The sequence below is a fragment of the Brevibacillus sp. HD3.3A genome, assembly GCF_013284375.2.
Taxonomy (GTDB): Bacteria; Bacillota; Bacilli; order Brevibacillales; family Brevibacillaceae; genus Brevibacillus; species Brevibacillus parabrevis.
The window spans coordinates 639074-659054 of record NZ_CP085874.1 but is presented as its reverse complement, the minus strand read 5'-3'; the positions used below and the strand labels follow the sequence as shown (position 1 = coordinate 659054).

The 19981-nt window shown below is 53.2% G+C and carries 23 protein-coding genes; 7 read left to right on the top strand and 16 right to left on the bottom strand.

Annotated elements, in window-relative coordinates:
* Window positions 1-22: 22 nt before the first annotated feature.
* On the top strand, window positions 23-970 hold the full coding sequence (locus HP435_RS03555) for a helix-turn-helix transcriptional regulator (protein ID WP_122965576.1): 948 nt from the start codon (window positions 23-25) through the stop codon (window positions 968-970).
* A 65-nt stretch (window positions 971-1035) separates the two neighbouring features.
* Window positions 1036-1557, top strand: a complete 522-nt coding sequence (locus tag HP435_RS03550) for a DinB family protein (RefSeq protein WP_173597830.1) — start codon at window positions 1036-1038, stop codon at window positions 1555-1557.
* On the opposite strand, the gene HP435_RS03545 is transcribed toward HP435_RS03550, so the two are convergent.
* Window positions 1554-2345: a DUF169 domain-containing protein gene (locus HP435_RS03545; RefSeq protein WP_217365751.1), complete on the bottom strand. Its 792-nt coding sequence runs from the start codon at window positions 2343-2345 to the stop codon at window positions 1554-1556. The genes HP435_RS03550 and HP435_RS03545 overlap by 4 nt on opposite strands.
* Window positions 2346-2563: 218 nt before the next feature.
* On the opposite strand from HP435_RS03545, the gene HP435_RS03540 reads away from it, so the two are divergent.
* From HP435_RS03540 to HP435_RS03525, 4 genes are all read left to right on the top strand, one after another.
* Window positions 2564-3157 (top strand): hypothetical protein, encoded by a 594-nt coding sequence (locus HP435_RS03540; RefSeq protein ID WP_122965579.1) that lies wholly within the window; start codon window positions 2564-2566, stop codon window positions 3155-3157.
* A 535-nt stretch (window positions 3158-3692) separates the two neighbouring features.
* A complete protein-coding gene (locus HP435_RS03535; protein WP_217365750.1) occupies window positions 3693-4313 on the top strand; it encodes a M57 family metalloprotease in 621 nt (206 codons plus the stop codon).
* Between the two features lie 16 nt (window positions 4314-4329).
* Window positions 4330-4938 carry a hypothetical protein gene (locus tag HP435_RS03530; RefSeq protein ID WP_173599447.1) on the top strand — a complete coding sequence of 203 codons (609 nt, stop codon included), beginning with the start codon at window positions 4330-4332 and terminating at the stop codon, window positions 4936-4938.
* Window positions 4939-5017: 79 nt separating this feature from the next.
* Window positions 5018-5446, top strand: a complete 429-nt coding sequence (locus HP435_RS03525) for a hypothetical protein (RefSeq protein WP_173599446.1) — start codon at window positions 5018-5020, stop codon at window positions 5444-5446.
* Between the two features lie 410 nt (window positions 5447-5856).
* Here the strand turns inward: HP435_RS03525 and HP435_RS03520 are convergent, their stop codons facing one another.
* The 15 genes from HP435_RS03520 to HP435_RS03450 all read right to left on the bottom strand — a co-directional run bounded on the left by HP435_RS03520 (window position 5857) and on the right by HP435_RS03450 (window position 18276).
* Window positions 5857-7065 (bottom strand): VWA domain-containing protein, encoded by a 1209-nt coding sequence (locus tag HP435_RS03520; protein WP_229049810.1) that lies wholly within the window; start codon window positions 7063-7065, stop codon window positions 5857-5859.
* 72 nt (window positions 7066-7137) lie between these two features.
* Window positions 7138-7809: a Tad domain-containing protein gene (locus HP435_RS03515; RefSeq protein ID WP_173599445.1), complete on the bottom strand. Its 672-nt coding sequence runs from the start codon at window positions 7807-7809 to the stop codon at window positions 7138-7140.
* The gene (locus HP435_RS03510; protein WP_229049809.1) at window positions 7810-8301 is read right to left on the bottom strand and encodes a TadE/TadG family type IV pilus assembly protein; all 492 of its coding nucleotides are present in this window, start codon (window positions 8299-8301) and stop codon (window positions 7810-7812) included.
* Window positions 8288-8488 (bottom strand): hypothetical protein, encoded by a 201-nt coding sequence (locus tag HP435_RS03505; protein WP_173599444.1) that lies wholly within the window; start codon window positions 8486-8488, stop codon window positions 8288-8290. The genes HP435_RS03510 and HP435_RS03505 overlap by 14 nt, the downstream gene beginning before the upstream one ends.
* A gap of 39 nt (window positions 8489-8527) precedes the next feature.
* Window positions 8528-8728 (bottom strand): hypothetical protein, encoded by a 201-nt coding sequence (locus HP435_RS03500; RefSeq protein WP_173597827.1) that lies wholly within the window; start codon window positions 8726-8728, stop codon window positions 8528-8530.
* Complete coding sequence (locus HP435_RS03495) at window positions 8725-9444, bottom strand: hypothetical protein (RefSeq protein ID WP_122965584.1); 720 nt, start codon at window positions 9442-9444, stop codon at window positions 8725-8727. The genes HP435_RS03500 and HP435_RS03495 overlap by 4 nt, the downstream gene beginning before the upstream one ends.
* Window positions 9445-9498: 54 nt before the next feature.
* Entirely contained in the window at window positions 9499-10533 is a 1035-nt protein-coding gene (locus HP435_RS03490; RefSeq protein ID WP_229049808.1) for a hypothetical protein, read from the bottom strand.
* Between the two features lie 50 nt (window positions 10534-10583).
* Window positions 10584-11993 (bottom strand): VWA domain-containing protein, encoded by a 1410-nt coding sequence (locus HP435_RS03485; RefSeq protein ID WP_173599442.1) that lies wholly within the window; start codon window positions 11991-11993, stop codon window positions 10584-10586.
* A 118-nt stretch (window positions 11994-12111) separates the two neighbouring features.
* The gene (locus tag HP435_RS03480) at window positions 12112-12336 is read right to left on the bottom strand and encodes a hypothetical protein (protein ID WP_122965587.1); all 225 of its coding nucleotides are present in this window, start codon (window positions 12334-12336) and stop codon (window positions 12112-12114) included.
* A 98-nt stretch (window positions 12337-12434) separates the two neighbouring features.
* Window positions 12435-13370 (bottom strand): type II secretion system F family protein, encoded by a 936-nt coding sequence (locus HP435_RS03475; protein WP_122965588.1) that lies wholly within the window; start codon window positions 13368-13370, stop codon window positions 12435-12437.
* A 4-nt stretch (window positions 13371-13374) separates the two neighbouring features.
* The gene (locus tag HP435_RS03470; RefSeq protein ID WP_173597823.1) at window positions 13375-14301 is read right to left on the bottom strand and encodes a type II secretion system F family protein; all 927 of its coding nucleotides are present in this window, start codon (window positions 14299-14301) and stop codon (window positions 13375-13377) included.
* Window positions 14279-15667 carry a TadA family conjugal transfer-associated ATPase gene (locus tag HP435_RS03465; RefSeq protein ID WP_173599441.1) on the bottom strand — a complete coding sequence of 463 codons (1389 nt, stop codon included), beginning with the start codon at window positions 15665-15667 and terminating at the stop codon, window positions 14279-14281. The genes HP435_RS03470 and HP435_RS03465 overlap by 23 nt, the downstream gene beginning before the upstream one ends.
* Before the next feature lie 12 nt (window positions 15668-15679).
* The gene (locus HP435_RS03460) at window positions 15680-16837 is read right to left on the bottom strand and encodes a CpaE/TadZ family protein (RefSeq protein WP_173597822.1); all 1158 of its coding nucleotides are present in this window, start codon (window positions 16835-16837) and stop codon (window positions 15680-15682) included.
* A gap of 3 nt (window positions 16838-16840) precedes the next feature.
* Window positions 16841-17701 carry a CpaB family protein gene (locus tag HP435_RS29200; protein ID WP_173597821.1) on the bottom strand — a complete coding sequence of 287 codons (861 nt, stop codon included), beginning with the start codon at window positions 17699-17701 and terminating at the stop codon, window positions 16841-16843.
* 122 nt (window positions 17702-17823) lie between these two features.
* Window positions 17824-18276: a prepilin peptidase gene (locus tag HP435_RS03450; RefSeq protein WP_229049807.1), complete on the bottom strand. Its 453-nt coding sequence runs from the start codon at window positions 18274-18276 to the stop codon at window positions 17824-17826.
* A 511-nt stretch (window positions 18277-18787) separates the two neighbouring features.
* Between HP435_RS03450 and HP435_RS03445 the strand changes: the two genes are divergently transcribed.
* Complete coding sequence (locus HP435_RS03445; protein WP_122965593.1) at window positions 18788-19933, top strand: response regulator; 1146 nt, start codon at window positions 18788-18790, stop codon at window positions 19931-19933.
* The last annotated feature ends 48 nt before the right edge of the window (window positions 19934-19981 follow it).

The following is a 19981-nucleotide window of genomic DNA, read 5'->3' as shown; positions in this document are numbered from 1 at the left end:
TTTTTGGAAATGGGGTCTATGCATGAACAAATCAGACCGCCTGCTGGCCATTGTGCTGGAGCTTCAGCGCAAGCGCACCTTGCGCGCGGAAGATTTGGCCGCGACATTCGAGACGAGCGTGCGGACCATCTACCGGGATATGCAGGCGTTGAGCGAAGCAGGGGTCCCTGTCGTCGGCTCGCCAGGGCAAGGCTACTCGCTGATGGAAGGCTTTTTTCTGCCGCCCGTTCGCTTTACGGTGGAGGAAGCCGTCGCGCTGCTGATCGGCGCAGACCTGGTCGAGCAGGCGTTTGGCAAAAATTACGGCCACAGCGCCCGCGGTGTCCAACGCAAAGTCGAAGCGCTTCTGTCGCAGGAATTTATCCGGGAAGTAGAGGGGATTCGCTCGACCTTTCGCCTGCTCGATATCGGAGAAGCCAACCAGCGCGAGCGGGAAAAACAATATGCCGAGCTGCTCCACGAAGCCATCCTGCATCGCCGCAAAGTCCGCTTCCGCTATCGCAAAACGATCCCCGAGACAGACGGCAACCGCGAGAGCGTACGCGATGCGGCTCCCTACGGGCTTGTGCTGGCGCGGGGCGTGTGGACTTTGCTCGCCTTTTGCGATTTGCGCCAGGACATCCGCAGGTTCCGCCTGTCCCGCATGAGCGGGCTGACCATGCTCGAAGACAGCTTTGACCTCCCGGAACATTTTTCCTTTGACGATTACAAACCTCCCGACAACCGCACACTCGAAGTCCGCCTGCTCGTCCAGCCAGCGATAGCCGATCAGGTGCTGGAAGCAAAGTCCTTTTATATAGAAGAGATGGCCGATCATCCGGACGGAGTGCTGGTCACGCTGCGCGTCCGGCAACTGGAGGAAATCTCGGACTGGGTTCTGGGGCTGGGGGCAAATGCGCTCGTCCTCGAACCGCCATCCCTCCGTGAAAAAATTCGCGAGGAAGCGGAAAAATTGCTAAAACGCTACTGACATACAGTTGTCAGTAGCGTTTTTGTATGCTTGTGACAAAGAATGAAAGAGGAGCTGACCACAAGATGAATCCAACCGAAATCATGCACAGCATGCAACAAGTAACCGATCTGTACATCCAGGAACTCGAAGCATTTGACATGGACCGTCTGCTGCAAAAGCCAAGCGAAGAGGAATGGTCCATCGGCCAGATGTACCAGCATCTGATCCAATCGGCCCTCTATATGCAACTCGCCAACATCGAAGCGTGTAGAAAAGGCGCGCCCGAAGTCATCCAGCCGGACGCCCAAATGTCTGAGGACGGGCAAGCGATCTTTGCCCATGGCTCCTTACCGCCTATCCGCATCCACGTTCCTGCTTCGCCCCAATATACACCCAAGCAGCCAGAGAACAAAGAGCAGCTGCACGATGGTTTGCGCACTGTCCTGCGCCTGATGCAAGAATTTGAGCCGACCTTGCAGGATATTCCGACACACCACAAAGTCGCACATCCTCGCTTCGGACCTTTGAATGCGCAGGAGTGGTTTGCGCTTGTAGAGATGCACTATCGCCACCATCTGCACCAATTGAACAGGCTAAAAGGCTAACTTTTTTCTCCGAACAGACCAGCGAGCTTTTGGTAGGTCGGCGGAAACTCTGCCTGATAGCGCAGGAAGGACGGGATCGGGTAGCGTATCCCGCCTTTTTGCGTGGCTGCCAGCCCTTCCACCAGCTCGGCTGCATCGCGGAAATGAAAGCTGAACGCCATCTCGTGGTCCTGCGTCTGGGCAAACAGCCGATCCCCGTAACAGGGGACGATCACTTGCGGTTGTCCGGTCTGGATCGGCTTGATCGCAATATCGGCGCAGTCCGCCCGGCTGGAAAAAGTGGAAGGAATCGAGCCGCCGCGCTTGTAGAGCATTCCCGCCACCAGCCGCATCACCTGTGCCGCGTTTCCGTAAATGACAACCACGTCCGGCTCGACCTGCGCCCGCTCCAGTGGGTATGACACGTAGTAGCCGCTTTCCTCCGCCGAAAATTTCGGGACATCCGCCTCGCTTTTCGCTCCCGTTTCCAGCGAGTCTGTGTACATCCCGCAAGCGAGATGGCCCTCGGTGTAAAACGCAGGTTGTTCCTCGTAGCCGAACGCCACCTGCGCGATCGGACAGGACAGATCTGCGCCGTTCATGGCAATGCTCCAGCCATAACGTCGCGAAAAGCCGACCGCCTGGCAAATCGTGATCGGGTACCCCAAGTCTTGCTGCGGTCGCTTTGCCTTTGTCGGCAATGCCGCTTCCTCGCGAATGATCGAAATGCCCACAGGGAACGTTTCCGTCCGCACATACGTTTGAATGGCCTCATTCAACTCCAGGGCAGTAATGGTACTCGTGCTCATAGCGCTTCTCCTCCTCGATTCAACAAAATTGCTCTCGCTCACCAAAACACCCGTACACTGAATTTTTCGTCTTTTCAACCCTCATGTCCTGTCTGTCCGCCCTATTTCTTTGCAAACTTACAACATCGTAAGGTAGTGGAAAGGAAAATCGATATCTCCTGGCCCCGTTTCCTGTTAGGATAAGAAAAGATTACGCAACAGGCACGGAGGCTTGACCCATGAAAAAACTGGCAACCTTTTTACTCGCGACGACCATCCTGGCGTTGTTTATCATAGGCTGTTCCAAGCCCAATACACCTGAACAGGTGCAGGGGCTGGGAAAAGAAGAAGCGGCGCAAATCGCTGCGGGCGCTGTTCGTCAATATTATCATCTGACGGTAGATACCGCCGATCGGGAAATTACACTTGAAGACCCTGCCAAACTGATCGATGCCGCCACTGGCGAACCTATCTACAAAGGAGTGCCCGTTCACGCCCTGCTTCGCGGCGAGCCGAAAAGCGGAGATATATCCGGCTACCACGCGATCATCGAGCCAAAGACAAAGCAGCTTCTCTCGCTCTCGATTGACGTGATCGGCAAGGACGGCGAGAAAGCGACGAAAACGATCGCTGAAGCCGATCTGGAAAAAGCCGCAGCCGACTTCGTGCGCTCGCAAAACTTGCTGGCCACGGCTGACTTTCAGCTCGTTCGGACTTCCGAGGCCACAGACAACGATCTCAAGCGCTACTTTTACTATTCAGACGGCCACAACGCAATCGCCATCGGGGTCGATACTGCCTTGAAGCAGGTCGTCACCTTCACCTATGACTGATGTGGTCGACCGACCGCCTGCATGCAGCGAAACAGCGTGCCCCGGGAGCAACGCACGGCGCGATTGATCCGGGAGAAGCGCCTCAGACAGCTTTTTCGTTCAAAAAAGTCCCGTTGCCAGACACATGAACTGTTGCCCAAAAAATAGACAGGATTTGAAATAAGCCTGTGGAAAATGTCAGCAGCTATGAGATGACTCTTGAATTTATCAGGGGGCATCTTTTTTAATGTCCACTGGTAACATGGTCAAGACCCGGGACTGACCCCCGTTTGTAGGACAGGGATCAAAACACCTTAACTAATTAGGCAGCCAGTTGCTGATATTAAATCGGTGACTGGTTGTTTAGTTTCGTTTACTGCTACGTTTCAACTCATGCGCAATAACTGAGCAGTCGGGCACCGTTCCAGCGTGGACGCGCGCTTGTGCACCATAACCGGCATCGCACTTCCAGATCTGTCGCTAGCTTATCCCAGTCGATCGCGTTGGTAACCCTTAGTGACACTTCGCTTGAGATAAAATAAAAAAAGGTAATTATATGCATAAATTTGTATTTATTGTAAAATATAGGGAGTTTGAAATAAAAGGAGTGATCTATCCGATGAATGTACGAAGTGTAGCCAAAAGAGCCGCGTTGGCTGTCCCGGCGATGTTGTCATTTACAATTGGAATGAGCCTAGCCCATGCAAACGTGTGGGAGGGGCGCTGGAAAAACCCTGATAGTATACCATACGTGAACAACGTATCTGGTAATAGCGTTTTGAAAAGTTTTGTCAACGATGCAGCATTGGACAACTGGAATAATAATCAGACTACCTTGACGTTTGAGAAATCTAGGAGCACTACTGGACGTCATATTGAGGTGGAAAATGTAAATTTTAGCTCTGTTACATGGACCGCGATTGCTAACGGAGCTGATGGCAATTGGGACTCCAAAGGTTACTACAAAGGCATCGAAATTCAAATAAACGAAGCCAAGATTGAAGATTATAGTGATTTTCAACTGCTTGGTGTTATCGCACACGAGTTTGGACACGCTGTTGGACTAAAGCACCAGTCGGGGTCAAAAAAATATTTAATGTATCCATATGACGATAGAGACACAAACATCATATCAAGTAAAGAAAAGAAAATATTAGAAATCCATTATACTGATTGAGAGGAGCAGGATTGACATGACGAACACAATAAAAGTAGTTTTACTTACTTCTGTAGTGCTATCCGGGGTATTAGGGTACACTCTTTCGACGCCTAAAGAAAGCAATGTCGTCTCAGTACATGCGAGTTGGGGGAAAGAGCAACCATCCGTGAAATCATTATTAGACGAATCGGACTTGGTTGTGGTAGGAACATTGAAAGAAGAGATTAAATCGTACCAACCATTTGACGGCTATGAACATACATTTACCGACGGTACTATTGAGTTGCAGCGCGTGTTGAAGGGCCCTCCTCTTGAAGAAGTAGTTTTGTCGCAATACGGCGGAGTCCGAATGGATGGCAAAGTAGAGGTATTTGATGACCTGCCATTGCTAGAGAATTCAAAGACGTATCTCTTGTTTTTAAGCAAAATCAACGATAACACGGAACGCAATGGGAAATATCAGGTTACTGGAGGTCCGCAGGGATTATATGAGTTAGCCAGAAGTGACAGCAAACTGATGAAAACTCCTGACGCTGAATTAAGCGACTTCTCCATTTTCTCGTTTGTGGATGGGGAAATCAATCAAAAAGTCATCGACATGGGATTAGACACGATTGCTGATTTAGCCAAGGAACCTAAATAGAAATATTCACCAGGAAAAGTGTGGATGATATCATAAAATCACCCGCACTCTACTCATTTACAGGTAAGGAGGGCTCAGAATGAGAAGAGTTCCGCTCACAGTCAAGTTGATCCTTTCCGCTTTACTGCTTTCATCATGTGCTCACAACTCCCCATCAACAGATACACAAAAAACAACAAATGAAATCGCAAGCTGGCCGTACCCTTATGTGAAAGTCGATAACCATTTTTATGTAATTGAAAACGATGAAAACAAAGTCGAACTTGTAGAGAAAGAAAACATCGGAGAACAAATTGGAACTGTAGAAGAGAAATACGATTTTGAAGGGGACGAACAAACATCGCAAGCAACTATTGTATCTAATTACCTAGAGAAAGGAACCAAGCTATTTGCGATCAAGGACGTTGATCCGAGTATTCATATTGCATTTGAAAAAAGCGAGGATGTATACGTCAAAGCTACAGAGGAAAATGCAATTCCAAAAAAGGCAACTGATAACACGAACTAAAGACTATTGGGATACACGCCGGTATTGGGACCTTTTGCAAAATAAAATGGGACTTCGTGACGAATCCCATTTTATTTAGTTCGTGGGCGTAGGCGAGGGACTGTAATTTATTTTGTGTAAATGGGTTTTGAACAGGTGGATGTTCCGTCCTCGGCTTTACATGGAGGGGCGGGCATGATAGACTCCCTGCTCCTTTCTCAAATTAAAGATGACTAAAATACAAAAACCCGTTAGACGGTAACCTTTTCCAAAGTGTCCATCTGACGGGTAACAGTTCAACATTGTCGCAAGCAACGGGACTTTCCACTAGCTTCCACTGTATTTTTCCTCGATTTCCTCTTTCATTTCCTGATAAGTCTTGTTGGTAAGGTTCACCAAATAATCGGTAAGCTCTTCTTTCGCCTGCGAGGCTAACGCTTCCCTGTCCTGTCTCTGCTTCGTAAAATACGCTTTGGCCTGGCTGCCGATCTTGCCGCTTGCCGCCAAATACTCATCGCGCTTCCGATGTTCAAGCTCTCCCGCCAGCTTTTCTCGTACCAGTCCCGGTTGTAGGCGTCGATCCACTTGCGGCGGTCGATCAGCACCTCGCCTACTTCCGTCAGGGCGTCCCGCTTCCACTGCTCCCACTTTTGAGCGATTTCTTTTGCCCGCTCCAGCTCTCTTTTGAATTGCTCGCGGTTCGTCACGTTGGCATACAAGCCTTCCGATGCCTGGGCAATCGCCTTCAATTGCTTCTGCCCTTCGGCGTTCACGTCAAAGCCGATCACGTTTACGAGCGGCATGATTTGCGACTGGGACAGCTCTTTGGCTACAGCCACCGGATCGCCGCCGCAAGTCTCGATGCCGTCGCTGACGAGGTAGATGACGTTCGTGTTTTTATCCGCCGAAAACGCGGCCAAATCTTGCTGGGCAAGCTTGAGAGAATGGGCGATCGACGTCCAGCCAGTCGGCTCAAACAGTGCAAGCGCCTGGTCCAGCCGCTTCGGCTCGTACGATTGCAGCGGATAGACAAGATCGCTGCTGGAGCAGGAGAGCTGTTTGTCTCCATCGGCATTGCTCCCTTTATGTCCATAGACGCGCAGCGAAATGTTTGCTTCCTCCGGGAGTGATTCGGCAAATTCCTTGATCGCTTCCTTGGCCAGTTGCATCTTGGTTTTGTCTCCCATTTTCCCGGCCATGCTGCCGCTCGCGTCCAAAATGATTTCGACGTTAAAATTTTCCCGAAACTGAAACCGCGCATCCTCGATGCCGGGATCTCCAAACGAAGCCATTTTCCAGCGATCCACAACCATCTGCGGACTGAGGTAGTCTTCGGAGAACAAAGCGAGCAGCTGATTCCAGTACAGTTGCAAATACGCTTCGTTCATCCCATCCACCACAGTAGGCATTTTGTCGAGAATGGCAGCAATAGCCGGCCGATGCGGATGCTGGGCGAGGTAAAAATGCGTGCCCGCCAACTGTCCGGGCTGCTCCGCAATCAACTCCTGCGTATTTTGAGGCCATTTCACCTCGCCCACTCGCGGCCCTGCTCCAGATGCGCCAAGGGTGCAGCCGCACAGCAGCAGTGCCGTCATCAAGCTGTTCACCAGGCCGAGCATTCGCCTGTACTTACTGTGCATTCGGTCATAGCCTCCTTGTCGTGTGTATATGTTCTGCATCATCGGATATGACGAGATGAACCGTGCTTTCCTTTACAGCGTGATAGAACTGAGAAAAAAGCTTCCTGCCGCATGGAGAAAGCCAATCTGTCTGCTCGATCCCGTCTGGTACACTTCCTCCTCGTGCTTCGGGTCAGGCATGAAGGAAAAGTCAAACGTAGTGGAACGGAAGCGGACAGAAGTCTGTACCTGAATGCGCTCATCCGCGGTGACGACAATTTGCGAACCGGGCACTGTGGCGTGATTGGCGTCGAGGACCGTGACGACGACATCCCGCAGCTTCGGGGCTGCTTCTGCAAGACCCGCCTGCACATACAGCAGCAGCTCCACGTTTGCTGGCAGCCAGCTTCCCAGCACCTGGTCAATCGCTTCGTACCGCACCTCGCTCCTGGCCCAATCCGGATGGCTCGCGCGGATAGCGGCTTCCGCCTGATCCACGAACGGCTTGATGTATGTCTCGTCCTTCAGGCGCATGGGAGATCGATCGTAGCGAACGAGTGCCTTTTCCATCTCGTCGTAGATCGGCTTGACCGCCGCCAGCGCCGCTTGCTGCGCACTGTCTGACGCTTGCTCCTTGACGACGAAGACTGTCGAGAGGTTAAACAGCGCCATGAACAAGATGAGCATGATGAGCATAAAGATCGTAAGCGTAAAGATTGTGACATTGCCTCGTTCATTCCGCAAACACGCCAGCCAGTCTCTCATCTAGTGAACCACCCTGCTCGTGATCTCGCGCTGGAACGAAATCCTTTTGTCCGCCTCATCCATGTTCTGTGTCAAAATATCCGGCAAAAAGGCGATTTCCAGGTTCGCGCCGACCATGACTTTGAAGTACCCGTCACTTGTCGTCTCGATGTACGACTCTCCCCTGTCGAAGCCGATGCCGCCACCCGCTCCGGCTAACACTTTTTCAGCGGCGTTCAGTGCACTGGCCTCGCTCCCGGTGATGGCGAATACTTTTGCCGCCTCATTGGCAGCCGATTGCGCGGCGATCACCCCGTACACGCCGATCAAAAACTGCCAGCAAACGAGCATGATGAGAAAAAGCAGCGGCAAAATCCCGAGAAACTCAATCGTGACCGAGCCTTTTTCCCCGGACAGCAGACGCGACAGCTTTCCTGCGTTCCTCGCGTTCGCGCGGCCCTGTCTTGCGCCCGGCATCACCGACTGCCTGGGCGTACGGTTAAACAGACGCATGTTTCTTCCGGAGAAAAGCCAGATGATTTTTTTTCATAAACGGCAGCCCGATCGCCAAAATGACCAGCTGGATCGGAAAGTCTCCCCGGTAAATGGCGCCGATGATCGCCGCAGGCACAATCAGGGCGTAAAAATAAAGCAGCATGAACTTCCAGAAACGCTGCCAGTTTTTCTCCTGCTTGGACATGTCGTTTCCCCCTCCATGATTATTCGCTTGGCGTCGTCTCTACCGCTTCACTTCTTTGCGGCGTGCGTACTCCATGCCAGACTGTTCGATATAGGGCAGCGCAAACCAGACAAGCAGCAGCGGATACGGAATCGTCTCCCCCACTACCATGAGCAGGCAGCAGAGCGGCATGAGCACGCCGTACAAAACAATCGCGATCCCATTCCAAAACCGCTGCCTTTTCGCTTCTTTTGTCGTCAAGCCGTGTCCCTCCTCCCGGTATCCACGCTCTCCGCAGTCGCTGGCTCACTCATCCATCTGTGCGTATACATCGTCAGCATCACCGCCATCAGCGGAAAGAAAATGACATTCAGCAAAATCTGCGTAAAGAAAACCGCGCCAAAGCTGGTCGTAATGTAAGTGACGGTAAACAGCCCGATCACACTGATGCCCCACTCGATGGCGCTAATCAGCAAAATCACGCCGAGAATAGAGAAAAAATGCTTTTTCCCCAGCGCAAACGCCTTTTTCCAGCTCTGCTGCACCGGCTGCTTTTTCATGACCGTCAAATAAGGAGTCAAGTAAAACAGCACGAGGATGACAATCCCCGGCACAAAAAACAGCATCATGCCAAAAGACACGGCCAGGACGTAGACGATCCCGAAGACAAACACGGCAAAGCCTTGATCCAAAAACGTGCGCAATGCCTGGCGAATCGGCCGTTCCTCTCCCGCAAGCTCGCTTTGCACATACTGGGCAAACGGAAGCTGCACGACTGTCAAAAACACGAGCAGCAAAAACAGGTTGAAAAAGGCGGAAACCACCTGCCCGCCCGTCAAGGCAGCGATAAAGTGGATATAGTTGACGGTAAAATTGTGAATGAGCAAAAAAGGCAGAACGACGACCGCTGACAAGAGCAGCATGGACTCGATGTTGCGTGTATAAAACAGGAAGCTTTCTTTGATCGGATGCTTCACTCTGACTCATTCCCATCTAACGTTTTGGCGGCCAGTCACGACCAGTATCAGACGCTAGGCGAACCGTTTGAACAGCTTGCGTCCCCATTTCGCCAGCTTGCTGCCTACCCACAGAACGCCGCCGACTGAGACAAGCACGACAGCGGCCGTCTGCCCTCCGGGAATCATGGCGGCGATGACCCCGGCATCCATAAGCGTGCTGCCGAAGCTGCCTGTTCCGTCGATCGCATAGTCGATGCGCTCAGACTGGCTGTTGCCTGAATCAAAGGCATCCTGAAAGTTCGTGAAGGTATCGATGCTGTCAAACACCAGACTGATTCCCGCTGTCGCGACGTTCAAGCCTTTGACCAGTCCTGTCACTTGCAGGCCGCTTGCCGTGTCTTTGATGAACTTGAAATTCATCCAGGCGGAAGCAGCGTCGAAGCCGTCGACAGGCAAGCCGCTCACCCAGTCGAAGGAAGTGTCTTTCAGATGAATGTCGATCGCCTTGACGCCCAGCTCGACCAAAAACAGGCTGCGCATGCTGGCAAAGGTAGCCGGGTCTACATTCCCTTCCGCCATGTCGGCCACCATGCTGAGACTGCCGCCGAACGCACTGTTGATCGACCAGTTTACATAGTCGTAGGCTTTGGAATCGCCCTTGCCGGAAAGGCTGCCCGGTGTGACGCTCCCTGGCTGGGTACTGCCTGGGGTCAGGCTGCCGGGACGGGTATCCCCCGGATTGACGTTCCCCGGTTGGGTATCGCCGGGACTGACGCTTCCTGGCTGGATCACGCCTGGGTTCACATTGCCGGGCGTGACGCTGCCTGGCTGAACATTGCCAGGACGGGTGTTTCCTACATCCAGACTCCCCGGCTGTATCTCACCGGGCGAAATCTCTCCTGTTTCCCATTGAAAACTACCAGGCTGTATGTCATTTGGCGAAATATTTCCCGGCCTGATCTCTCCCGGCTGGACTGCGCCTGGACGCACGTCGCCAGGCGCCACAGACTCTGCATGCACAAAAGCTGCAAAGGGGAAAAGATTGATCACCAGTATGAACAGGGCAACGATGGCAGCCCAATTCGTCCGTCTTGCTAGACGCTTCACAGCATTCACCCCGATTTCCTTAATCCCTGGCAAACCACTGATTGGCGGCGCTAGTTTCCGCCTGCATTGATGCCGTACTGCTCAGAAATGGCTTCAATGGTTTCCTTGTATGATTTTTTGGCCAGAGAATCGAGCATGTCTTCCAGTTCGTCCGCCCGTTTATCCACGTTTCGCTTATGTTCATCCTGCAATCGGGCCAACCCTTCGGCGAGCTGCTGCGGGAACCGTTTATCCCGTTTGATCTGCCGAATCATCCAGTCGACGTTTCGCTTCTCATCGTCGGCCAAAAACTTCCACTCCAGCTTGTAGTGCGTATTGTTTACGAGCAGATTGACTTTTCGGGAGTACGCTTCACTGGATTCCTTGCGCCTCCATTTGTACCACTCGTCCGCAATTTCTTTTGCTTTGGAAAATTCGTCCTGCAACCCTTTTTTGTCGCGGATCGATACATAGCGGCCGCGCGCTGCTTCTGCGACTGCCTTTAGCTGCTTTTGTCCCTCTCCGTCCACGTCAAAGCCGATGACATTCAAGACAGGCGTGATGTTAGAATCCGCCAACTGCTTCGCTGCTGCCACCGGATCTCCGCCGCATGTCTCGATTCCGTCGCTGACGAGAAAAATCAGGTTGGTATTCTTGTCCCCGGCAAGCTGACTCAAATCTTTCTCTGCCTCCTGCAAGGAATGAGCGATCGGAGTCCAGCCCGTCGGTTGGAATTGATTCAAGCTTGCGGCGAGCTTTCCGGCGTCGTATTTTTGCAACTGGTACACCAGCTCGCTGCTGCTGCAAGAAAGCGCCTTGTCGGAGTCTTTGCCGCTCCCTTCGTTCCCGTACACGCGGAGGGCCACATTCGCCTCTTTGGGTAACGTCTCGGCAAACGCTTTGATCGCTTCCTTGGCCGCGTCCATTTTGGTTTTGCCGTCCATCCGGCCTGCCATGCTGCCGCTCGCGTCGAGAATGATTTCGACGTTGTACTGCTCCTTGAACTGAAAGCGGGGATCGTCGATTTCAGGACTTCCGAACGAAGCCATTTTGATATCTTCGATCAGCCGTTCCGGATCGGGGTAGTCTTCGGCGAATAGCCCGAGCAGCGCCATATAGTACATGCCGACAACCTCCTGATCGGGGTTTTCGATGGCGGGCAGCTCCTGCAAAAAAGTCTGCAGCTCTTGTTCATGCTCGGAATAGTTGCTTCCCGCATAGCGCCCGATAGGAAAACTGGCAATCTCGGCGGCCGTCTCCGGAATTTTTGTGGCTCCCTCAGGAAGCAATGCTTTCAGGGAAGCGATTTGCTCCTCCTTCGACGGCTTCTGCTCCTGATTGACTGGCTGTTCCACCTGCTCGTTGGACACCGCTTCCAGTGGCGTCGTCGGTTCCTGCGTGCTCGACGGCTCGTCGCTGGAGCAAGCATGCAAGATGACCATCAGCCCGAGGGCTGCAATCAGTACCTTGATAGCTTTCATCTGTATGTACCTCCGTCATTTCAGAGCTGCTTGTTGTTCCCAGGCAAAAAACAGGGAAAGTTAGTGGTGAAAATCAGCTTCCACCACTAACCGTAGGCACCGGAATTGACGCTTGGCATTAGTCACCTGTAATCTTGTCGCCAATGTGCTCAATGACATCGGACAGCGTGCCGGAAACGGCGTTGCCCACGTTTTCATCTTTGCTGAAAAAGGTCGCTACAGCGCCAAGCACCGCCAGGACGACTGCAGCCAGTGCGATCCATTCAATCGATTGCGCTCCCTTTTCGTTGCGCAGGGAAAAGCTTGCTTTTACAAACAGTTTTTGCATCAATGTTGTCACCATCGTTTTTTCCTCCAAACGGGAATGTATTTAATAGGTAAAAAATGACTCCCGGACACCTCTGCCTGCATCACCTCCCTTACAGGCATCCGATCCAGCATTTATTGGAAAATGCCCGTAAACGTCTTGGCATTTTCCAAAATGTTCAGTACCATCAGGCCGCCGATCATCAGCATGGCGGTCGGGGCGACGACGAGCGTGGTAATCAGCGTGACCTTCGGCGAGGCCTTCGCCGCTTTTTCCTTGACCAGCTCTTTGCGCATTCGCCGCATGTTGTCCGCCTGCACCTTGAACGTCACCGAGATCGGCACACCCAGGCGCATTCCTTGGATCAATGCCTTGATCAACAGTTGAAATTCCGGGTTGTCGTTGCGCCGCAGCAGTTGCTCGTACGCTTTTTCCCGCGGCACACCGAGGTCGATCTCCTGGTTGAAGCGCGAGAACTCTTCCTGAATCGGCCCGCTGAAAAAGCGGATGACTTCGCGCAGGGCGTGATCGAGACTGACTCCGGCCTGCAACGTCACGCTGACCGTATCGAGAAATTCGGGCAGATCGTAGCGGATTTGCTGCTGGCGCTCGCTCGCCTTTTTCTTCAACCAGAGGATCGGCAAAAAATAGCCAGCCAGCGGCCACAGGATCAGCCCGAACTGGGCGAACGGAAAGCCGAGGACGAACAACAACGCCCCGATGATGATGCCGAGCAGGGCGAGCACGATTTTGACGCCTTGAAAGCGGGCTACAGTCAAATCGAGCGGGCGACCCGCCTTGAGCAGCCAGTCCTCCACCTCGTGCGACTCGCTGAAAAAGTTGAAGCGCTGCCCGAGGACCGCATAGTCATCCCCGTAGCGCAACAGCCGCTTGACCAGTCGTTCCGAGGCCGTTTCCGGCTTGCGCACATCGTACGTCCGCTGCCCCGTCACCTCGTACATATGCTCGATCAGCGTGCGCTTTTGCACAGAAAACAAATACCATTCCTTCAAAAATATGGAAAAGAACAATAAAAACAGAAACAGACAGGTGATGATTAGTGCATCCATCGTTTCACACCTTTATGTTGGTCACTTTTTTCACCAGGATGTAGGACAGCAACGTTCCGATCAGGAACAGCCCGAGCAGCACCAGCCCCATCGGCGTAAACAGCGGATCGATAAAGCCTTTGTTAATCATGTTCATCATCAGCACCAGGGCGACGGGCATGATCGGCACGAGATACGAGACGTAGCGCTGCTCGGCGGTCATCGTCTTGATTTCCTGCGAGACGAGGCGGCGCTCCTCCATCGTCTCGGCCATCTCCTGCAGCACTTCGCTCAGGTTGCCCCCTGCCCTGCGCTGGATGAGCAGCGTCGCCGCGAAAATGCGGAAATCGCGCGTCGGAATCCGCTTTTCCATCTCCATCAGCGCCCGGTCAAAACTGACGCCAAGCGCCAGCTCCCGCGACATCCGCTTGAACTCTTCTCCCGCCGGAGCGTTCAGTTCTTTTGCCACAATCGCGATCCCCTGGGTCAGCGTCAGCCCTGCGCGCAACGAGTTGGCAAGCAGGCGGCACACCTCCGAGAGCTGATCGTTCAATCTCTCCAAATATTTGTGGCGCCGGGCAAAAAAGACGGCTTTCTGGATGACATACATCGCGCCTCCGCCCGCCATGAAGTTGTAGGGAGCCGGAATCGCCACTACGCTGTGCAGGAAAAACCCAAGCCCCATCGTCCCGACGAACATGCCCGCGAAAAATTCGGAAGGGGTCAGCGGAATGTTGGCTTTTTTCAGCTTTTTGCCGATCTCCTGGGCGTACGGCTTCTGGTCGAAGCGGTCGCCCCAGACGACGATGAAGCTTTTGCGCTGTGTCTTTACCTCGTACCAGTCTTCCGCTTTCTTTTTCCACTCGTTTTTCTTCGTGCGGTATCCGAGGTATTCGTACATGCCCCAAATTCCGAACAGCACCGCCAGGCTAAACAGAATAGCTAGGCTCACGTCTGCCCCCTCCTTTCGCCGTAAACATCGACTCGTCCAGCTCAATCCCGAATACTTTGAACCGCTCCAGGCTGCGCGGGATGATTCCGGTCGGGGTAAAATATCCGAGCACTTCGCCTTTGCTGCCGATTCCAGTCCGGTGAAAGCGGAAAATTTCCTGCACCTCTACCCGTTTGTCCTCCGACTTCGCCACCTCGGAGATCGAGACGATCTTGCGCGTCCCGTCCGACAGCCGCATGACCTGTACGATGATGTCGAGCGCACTGACGATGTACTCGCGGACGATGGCAGAGGGCAAATCCATCCCCGCCATGACGACCATTCCTTCCAGACGGTTGAAGGCGTCCAGTGGCGAGTTGGCGTGCACCGTGGTGAGTGAGCCTTCGTGACCTGTATTCATCGCTTGCAGCATGTCGAATGCCTCTGCGCCGCGCACTTCCCCGACGATAATCCGGTCGGGCCGCATCCGCAGCGAGTTGCGCACAAGCTGGCGGATCGTAATTTCGCCTTTTCCCTCCATGTTCGGCGGGCGCGCCTCCAGTCCGACGCAGTTCGGATGGGTCAGCTTCAGCTCCGCCGAGTCCTCGATCGTGATGATCCGTTCGTAGTGGGGGATCGCTCGCGCGGCCGCGTTGAGCAGCGTCGTTTTCCCGCTCCCGGTACCGCCGGAGATCAGCACGTTCATCTTCGCTTCCACGACTGCCTGGATGTAGCGCGACATCGCCTCGTCAAACGAGCCGAATTGTTGCAAATCGTCCATCAAATACGGCTCTTTGCGGAACTTGCGGATCGACACCAGCGTTCCGTTCAAGCTGATCGGCGGGATGACCGCATTCACCCGGCTCCCGTCTTTCAGGCGGGCGTCGACCATCGGCGAGCTTTCATCAATCCGCCTGCCGAGCGGAGCCACGATCCGGTCGACGATGTGCCGCAAATGTTCCTCGTCGCGAAACTTCAAGTCGGTCAACTCCAGCCGCCCGCGTTTTTCGATGTAGACGAAGTTGTGTCCGTTGATCGAGATTTCCGTAATCTCCGGGTCCGCAAGCAGCGGCTCCAACGGCCCCAGCCCCACCGATTCGTTGATCAGGCGAGTCAGCAGCAATTCCTTTTCGCTGCGCGGGATCACGACTTTTTCTTCCGACATGTACTGCGACACGAGACGCTCAATCGCCACCCGCATTTCCTGCGAGCCAAGGCTGGTCAACCGTTCCAGGTTGGTTTCCCGCAAAAGGCGTGTCTTGTAATGCTCTGCCAGCTCGTCAATGTACGGATTGAAGGCGGGAGCCGCAAGTGTCGCTGCCAGTGTCGTCCGTGACGACTCATCTTCTGCTGTCTTCTGCTCTTGCTTGCGCTTGAATAAAGCCATCTAGCTCCCCCCTCAAGACAGTTTGCTTTGGACCCATTTTCGGATGTCTTTTGCCGCAGGAGTCAGTTTTTTCTCATTCGCTTCTTTTTGCAACGGCCTTCCCTGATTGACAGCCGCCTGCACCCCCGCGTGATCCCGCCTGATTTCCGCGGTAATCGGGGCGTTGAACAGCCCTTTCAGGTCGGACACAGCCAGCTCGTTATCCCGGCCCACCTGGTTGACGACGACTTCCAGCCTGCCCTCGGTATCGATGCGCAGCCGTCTGAACAAGTCTTCGACGAGCCGATAAATTTGCACAGAAGGCGTATCCAGGTTCATCACGTAGTAAATCATGTCGGCTTCCGACAAAGCGGCATAGACCAGCTCGTTCATATGGCTCGGCAGGTCGATGATGACGAAATCATAGCTGCGGCGACTCGCCCGGATCAGGCGCGTGACAAACGCCTCGGACATGTTTTCCGCAATCTCGGCGTCACGCGGGCTGACCAGCACTTCCAGCTTGGAGTGAGCCTCGCGCTGCGCCACGTTGCGGATGTGAAATTCGTTCATCTCGTTCATGACCGGAATCAGGTCCCCAAGCGTGCGGTTGCTGTCAAACGACAGGAACGTCTCCACGCCCCCGTACTGCAAGTTGAGATCAATCAAAAGCACGCTGGCCGTCGATTCCAGCTTCAGCGACTGGGCAAAGCCTGTGGCAAGCTGTGTACAGCCGCTGCCTCCCTTGCCGCTGTAAAAGGAATACACCTTGCCCCGCCCGCGCACAAACGCTTTGCCGGAAGCATCCGCGCCTTTTTTGCGCTGCTGGATTTGGGACAGCTCGGATATTTTTTCGAGGCGATCGGTCAACAGGTTCAACTCGTCTGGCATGACGATGTACTCGACTGCTCCGGCGCGGACGACATCCCGCAGCAGGGCAAAATCTTGCCTTTCCGTCAAAAAAATGACGATTCCCTCTGGCAACTCGCTCTGTATGTACTGAACCAGCTCGACTCCGGCCCCCTCCTCGGGCTGGACGAGCAACACGACATCGGGTCCGATCCGGTCGATTTCTTTTTTCACTTCGCTGGAGGTCGTATAGCGTGTTTGCTCATACCCGGCCAAAAATTCCGTGAGCATTTCCTTGACCGAATCGTAATCTGCGACTACAAGAATTTTCACTTCTTTGCTCATGACTTACCCTCCGGTTTTGGGTGCTGGATTGGTTGGCGGCTGTACCGAAGTTGGCGGTTTCGCTGGCTGCTGCTGATTGGTCGGTGCTGGCTGAGTTTGCCCGGCTGGCTGAGCCGCTGGTGCCGTCACTGGCGGAGTCGCTGGTGTTGTGGCTGGCGGCGTTTGCGGCTTTGTTTCCGCAGGCTTTGGCTTTGGCGCCGTCTCCGTCTTGTTCGGCTCCGTGGTTGTAAACGGGTCGGGAATCCCCAGCTCTCCTTTGCCGACATTGGCTTTCAAAATGCGCATCAGCTCGGCGTAGTGCTGCTGATGGATGAATTTGGGCACATCCTCAAACGGCAGCTCCAGCGCCACGCCCTTGAATTTGTTGTCCGACTTCGCCACCATGGCGACAGGAACGTCCTTCATGAACACTTCGGTTACAGGCTGACCGGCCTTCGTAGTCGAGATGATAATATCCACACGGTCCAGCGCCCCCAGCTCCTGGTCGAACATGATGTTTCCCGACGCGTACACGGTAATCAGCCGATTGTTTTGATCGCGGACCATATTCGCCGGCTTCAAAATATTTTTCGTAATGATGTCGCCTTTCGACAAAGGGACGACCGTTACCTGATTTTTCAGACTCATCTTGTCGACAACGTACGAACCATCCGCGTACTTTTTCGGAATTTGTCTTGTCGTCAATTGATCGGGTTGGATCAAGGCACGAGAGGGAATATCGACATTCGCCTCGTAAATCTCCACCATCTCCCCGAGCTGCGCGTTCATGTCCTTGATTTTCTTCAAAAACAGAAACCCGGCCAGAGCCGCAAGCAAAAAGGATAACGCCAGAAAAATAATTGCCCGTCGTTTCGATTCCAACATGAAAAGGTTCCCTCTCTTTTTCTGTAGCTAGAATAATGTCAAATCATGCTGCACAACCCACTTTTCCATAATAAGTAAAAATACACACTGTTACTATCGGATTATTCCCCGAGAATCACCGCCTAGTAATAGATAACCATTACCAGCAACAGCCCGGTTCCCCCCGCGATGAATGGAGCCAGCGGGATTTCCCGATCCAAAGTCACCTTTCGCGACAGTCTTGAGGCAAGCCATACGGGAAGCATGATGACTCCGGCAAGCAGATAGGCAAGCACCATTGCGAACAATCCCGCCTGCCAGCCCAACGCTGCCCCTACCAGAGCAAGCAGCTTGATGTCGCCACCTCCCAGTTGCCCATTGCTGATGACGGCCATCCCGAGCGACAGTCCGCCAAGCACGACGACCCCCAGGAGGTGCGCCAGCCAGTCTTCCGGCCGAAGAACCGCATGCGCGATGAGAAAATAGGCGATCCCAGGCAGCGTCAACCAATCGTAAATCAGTCGGTAGCGTAGGTCTGTATACACAGCCACTGCCATTACGAAAAGAATGGGAACGATGACATACAAGGTCGGCACGCGCCCTCCTCCCCCTTTCTCTTGGAGGAAAATTTCACCATCACCGACGGTCATTTAGGGAATATTGTTGCGCATTCGGGAAAATTTTTTGGGTTATTTTAGAAAAAAATTTTGCCATTTCCGCTCGAAACAGGTCCTTTTACCTTGATCCTGCTCCCTCGCTGCCCGGCGTATTTTGCCGAATCGCGCACGGACCAAAATACTTGTATGACAAAAAGAGTGGTTCAGCAGATCCGCTTCTGCCAAACCACTCTTGCCCTGCTTTTCCCTATGCGATTTGGGCACGCGAAAGGAAACCGTCATGCCGCGATGAAGCCCGGCCCGAAGGAAAACGCGCGTGTTCATCCAGTTGAATCAGCAGCCGATATGTACCGGAGTGATGCGTGGCTGAAATCTCACCATAAGCTTTACAATTCCTTTTCGGCTGATTAAAGCAACTTTTCAGAGGCTTGTGATGTCTACAATAGAGGGAGTTTTATGCATTCAAGACAACGTAAGGAAGGAGAAGTCGATGAAAGCAATCTTGGTCGATGACGAACAACTGCCTTTGCAACATCTACAGATCATGCTTGAGCAAAAAATAGGTGGCATACAGGTGATCGGGACGTTTACCAACCCGATCCAGGCGATTGAAATGACGCATAAGCTTCGCCCGGATGTCGTCTTTCTCGATATCAACATGCCGCAAATCAACGGTCTGGAAATCGGGGAGCAGCTCCAGAATGCCGATCCTTCCCCGGAAATCGTCTTTGTGACCGGCTACGACAAATATGCAGTAGACGCTTTCGAACTGTGCGCGCTGGACTACATCATGAAGCCTGTCCAACTGAAACGACTGGAGAAAACCGTCGAGCGTCTGCGGGAAAAAATCAACATCGCGCAAACAACCGAACAGCAAGCCACGCCGCTTGTCTCCATCCAATGCTTCAACCATCTCCAGTTCCACATGTCCGGCCAGGAGCCGCAGGAGATCAAATGGCGAACAAACAAAGTACGCGAACTGTTTGCCTACTTGTTTCATCACCGCAACAAAACGGTGGACAAAGATACGCTTTTGGAGCTTTTATGGCCCGATTACGATTTATCCAAAGGAATGCCTCAGCTCTACACAGCGATCTATTTGATCCGCCAAACGTTGAAGCGATCCGGCATCAAAACGGTTACGATCAACAAAGGCAACCTCGAAACGGGCTACAAGCTGACAGTGGAGTCCTCGTTGATTGACGTAGATGAATGGGAGAAGCGCCTGGCGCAGCTGGCTCCGCCTTCTCGCGACAACATCGCCGATTACGAGCAGACGCTTGCCATGTACAGCGGCGATTACTTTGGCGAGTACGACTATTTGTGGGCCGAGTACGAGCGGGAGCGTCTGCGCCGATTATGGCTCCAGCTCGCGAAAAAAATGAACCACTTCTATCAGGAAAAAGGCATGCTTGCTGAAGCGATTCAAGTAAACGAGCGCATTCAGCTTTTGCATCCTTTGGACGAGGACTGCTATTTCTCCCTGATGCAGCTCTACGACGCCATGAATGATCCCGCATCGGTCGAAGAGCAGTATGAATTGCTCGCTACGCGCTGGGAGCAAGAGCTTGATTCCGCTGTGAATGAGGATATTTCGAACTGGTTTCAAGCGTGGAAAGCAAAGCAGTATGCGTAAGGCTACGCACAAGCGCTACTCGAAAGCCCTTCCCGGCCCATTTGTCAG

What these genes read in the sequence shown, in the direction of transcription:
- HP435_RS03555 (WP_122965576.1), top strand. Translation starts at nt 23, where the DNA reads ATGAACAAATCAGACCGCCTGCTGGCCATTGTGCTGGAGCTTCAGCGC.
- HP435_RS03550 (WP_173597830.1), top strand. Translation starts at nt 1,036, where the DNA reads ATGAATCCAACCGAAATCATGCACAGCATGCAACAAGTAACCGATCTG.
- HP435_RS03545 (WP_217365751.1), bottom strand. Translation starts at nt 2,345, where the DNA reads ATGAGCACGAGTACCATTACTGCCCTGGAGTTGAATGAGGCCATTCAA.
- HP435_RS03540 (WP_122965579.1), top strand. Translation starts at nt 2,564, where the DNA reads ATGAAAAAACTGGCAACCTTTTTACTCGCGACGACCATCCTGGCGTTG.
- HP435_RS03535 (WP_217365750.1), top strand. Translation starts at nt 3,693, where the DNA reads ATGCATAAATTTGTATTTATTGTAAAATATAGGGAGTTTGAAATAAAA.
- HP435_RS03530 (WP_173599447.1), top strand. Translation starts at nt 4,330, where the DNA reads ATGACGAACACAATAAAAGTAGTTTTACTTACTTCTGTAGTGCTATCC.
- HP435_RS03525 (WP_173599446.1), top strand. Translation starts at nt 5,018, where the DNA reads ATGAGAAGAGTTCCGCTCACAGTCAAGTTGATCCTTTCCGCTTTACTG.
- HP435_RS03520 (WP_229049810.1), bottom strand. Translation starts at nt 7,065, where the DNA reads ATGCACAGTAAGTACAGGCGAATGCTCGGCCTGGTGAACAGCTTGATG.
- HP435_RS03515 (WP_173599445.1), bottom strand. Translation starts at nt 7,809, where the DNA reads ATGAGAGACTGGCTGGCGTGTTTGCGGAATGAACGAGGCAATGTCACA.
- HP435_RS03510 (WP_229049809.1), bottom strand. Translation starts at nt 8,301, where the DNA reads ATGCGTCTGTTTAACCGTACGCCCAGGCAGTCGGTGATGCCGGGCGCA.
- HP435_RS03505 (WP_173599444.1), bottom strand. Translation starts at nt 8,488, where the DNA reads ATGTCCAAGCAGGAGAAAAACTGGCAGCGTTTCTGGAAGTTCATGCTG.
- HP435_RS03485 (WP_173599442.1), bottom strand. Translation starts at nt 11,993, where the DNA reads ATGAAAGCTATCAAGGTACTGATTGCAGCCCTCGGGCTGATGGTCATC.
- HP435_RS03480 (WP_122965587.1), bottom strand. Translation starts at nt 12,336, where the DNA reads ATGGTGACAACATTGATGCAAAAACTGTTTGTAAAAGCAAGCTTTTCC.
- HP435_RS03475 (WP_122965588.1), bottom strand. Translation starts at nt 13,370, where the DNA reads ATGGATGCACTAATCATCACCTGTCTGTTTCTGTTTTTATTGTTCTTT.
- HP435_RS03465 (WP_173599441.1), bottom strand. Translation starts at nt 15,667, where the DNA reads ATGGCTTTATTCAAGCGCAAGCAAGAGCAGAAGACAGCAGAAGATGAG.
- HP435_RS03460 (WP_173597822.1), bottom strand. Translation starts at nt 16,837, where the DNA reads ATGAGCAAAGAAGTGAAAATTCTTGTAGTCGCAGATTACGATTCGGTC.
- HP435_RS29200 (WP_173597821.1), bottom strand. Translation starts at nt 17,701, where the DNA reads ATGTTGGAATCGAAACGACGGGCAATTATTTTTCTGGCGTTATCCTTT.
- HP435_RS03445 (WP_122965593.1), top strand. Translation starts at nt 18,788, where the DNA reads ATGAAAGCAATCTTGGTCGATGACGAACAACTGCCTTTGCAACATCTA.